Source organism: Halorubrum sp. AJ67 (genome assembly GCF_000513435.1).
Genome location: NZ_CBVY010000004.1, coordinates 188,093 through 190,188, shown reverse-complemented (window position 1 = coordinate 190,188; position 2,096 = coordinate 188,093). Strand labels below are relative to the sequence as shown.

Sequence of the window (2,096 nt, the reverse complement as noted above, 5' to 3'; positions counted from 1 at the left end):
TTTGCGGGGAGGTATGAGAGTAGGCGCGCGATGTTGTCCAGCGCCTCCTCCTCGCTCTCCTCGGCGAAGTGCGCGACGCCGGAGGTCGACGTGTGGGTGACCGCGCCGCCCAGCTCCTCGAAGCTCACCTCCTCGCCGGTGACCGTCTCGATGACGTCCGGCCCGGTGATGAACATGTGCGAGGTGTCCTTCACCATGAACGTGAAGTCCGTGATGGCGGGCGAGTACACCGCCCCGCCGGCACAGGGGCCCATGATCGCCGAGATCTGCGGGATCACGCCGGACGCCTCCGTGTTGCGTCGGAAGATTTCCGCGAAGCCGCCGAGCGCCCCGACCCCCTCCTGAATGCGGGCGCCAGCGGAGTCGTTGAGGCCGACGACGGGCGCGCCGACGTCCATCGCCTTGTCCATCACCTTACACACCTTCTCGGCGAACACCTCGCCGAGCGAGCCGCCGAAGACGGTGAAGTCGTGCGCGAAGACGAACGTCTTCCGCCCGTTCACTTCGCCGTACCCCGTGACGACGCCGTCGCCCGGGATCTGCTGTTCCTCGGTACCAAACTTGTGGTTGCGGTGGGTGCGGAACCGGTCGAACTCGTGGAACGTCCCGTCGTCGAGGAAGTAGTCGATGCGCTCGCGCGCGGTCATCTTCCCCTTCTCGTGTTGGGACTCGATCCGGTCTTCGCCGCCCCCGAGCGCCGCCCGCTCGCGGCGCTCGCGGAGGTCCTCGATGCGGTCGTCCATCGTCACGCCGGACCACCCTGAATCATTATATCGTGGGTCGGTGAGCGGCATCAAAAGGGTTCCCCTATCCGCTGATTTGGTGTTCAGTACAAGGCGAATCACTGAGTGGTGGTGGAACCATTCGATCCGCTCGGCTCGGCACTCAGTCGGTACTATACTCACTACCAGCTCACTCGGTGTCAAGACTCGCCCGCATGTACGGTTTGAGTCTGCCACGAGCGACGAGCGACTGCAGGAACTCGGGGAGCAGGTCGCCGTCGTACCGCTCGTCCGGGTCACTCATCCGCTCGAAGAACGCCTTGACCGTCTCACGTGGCGTTCAGACATGGTTGAGAAGGCTCGCCAGTTCTAACAGCCGGAGAGACAACGGAGGTGGTCTCATCAGCACTTCTCCCGTACGGGTAGTGCTTAGCTGAGAACCGGATTCTCGTGGCGGCTATGAGTGGCAATACCGTCGCTTCAGGGACAATTCCGGTCATTTCTCCGTTTTCTCTCCAGATCTTCTTGGAGATCTCAGACTGCCAGTGAGTGGACTGTTTTGAGAGGCTTTTTTCAGGTCCTTCACTCTTGGAAAACAGTCTATTTCTGGCTATCCTCCGAAACGGTGCCACACGGGCGGGTGATGCTAGTTGAGACTGGCTGTCTCAATGCATATGGTGGCAGGGACTGGATTGCTTCAGCGTGACTGGCCTCAATCGACTGTCCTACAGGAGTGCGAACTCCTAGCCTGTTTAATAATAAACTTTCTTCTCAAATAAGGGATGAAAATTAAACAGTGAGGGTTTTGACTGTGTAGCAAGGAGTCATCAACATGAATCCCTCACGTGGCGCTGTATTCGGATTCGTGATGGGTATTCCTCTCCACGTATGAATTCTAACTGCAAGAGTGTCGTTGACGATTCAACTATCGTTGTCGTCGGCGATACGGCGTGGATAGCCGCGTACACCGACCAACTCGATGCCCAGTATGATGCGATTGTACAGTCAGTCTCGACAGCTACAGCCGCGCAAGAGACACTCCAGCAAACCACTGTCGACTGTATCGTTACCGACTACAGTCTCCCCGAAACTACCGGTATCGATCTCGTCCACGAGATTCGCGACACAACGACGATACTTCCGCTGATAATGGGGACAGCGGACGGAAGCGAAGCCGTCGCAAGTGAGGCGATCCAAGCCGGTATCACCGACTACATCGCCGTTGCTGACCCACCCGAGGAAACCGTTCCTAATGCGCTGCAGCGGACCGAACAAGCTCTCCGAGACGCCCAGCGGTCGGCAACCGAGCGCGAGCGTGCGCGACAGTTCGACACCATCTTCCACGATACCAGATCGGCAACCTGGGTGCTCGAT

Annotated in this window: 2 protein-coding genes; one reads left to right on the top strand and one right to left on the bottom strand. The window is 59.0% G+C overall.

Annotated elements, in window-relative coordinates; translation table 11 throughout:
- A partial coding sequence (locus tag BN903_RS06320; protein ID WP_048076922.1) for an acyl-CoA carboxylase subunit beta occupies positions 1 to 743 on the bottom strand: 743 nt, incomplete at its 3' end.
- 867 nt (positions 744 to 1,610) lie between these two features.
- Between BN903_RS06320 and BN903_RS06315 the strand changes: the two genes are divergently transcribed.
- Positions 1,611 to 2,096 (top strand): response regulator (locus BN903_RS06315; RefSeq protein ID WP_048076921.1); only part of this gene is annotated, 486 nt, incomplete at its 3' end.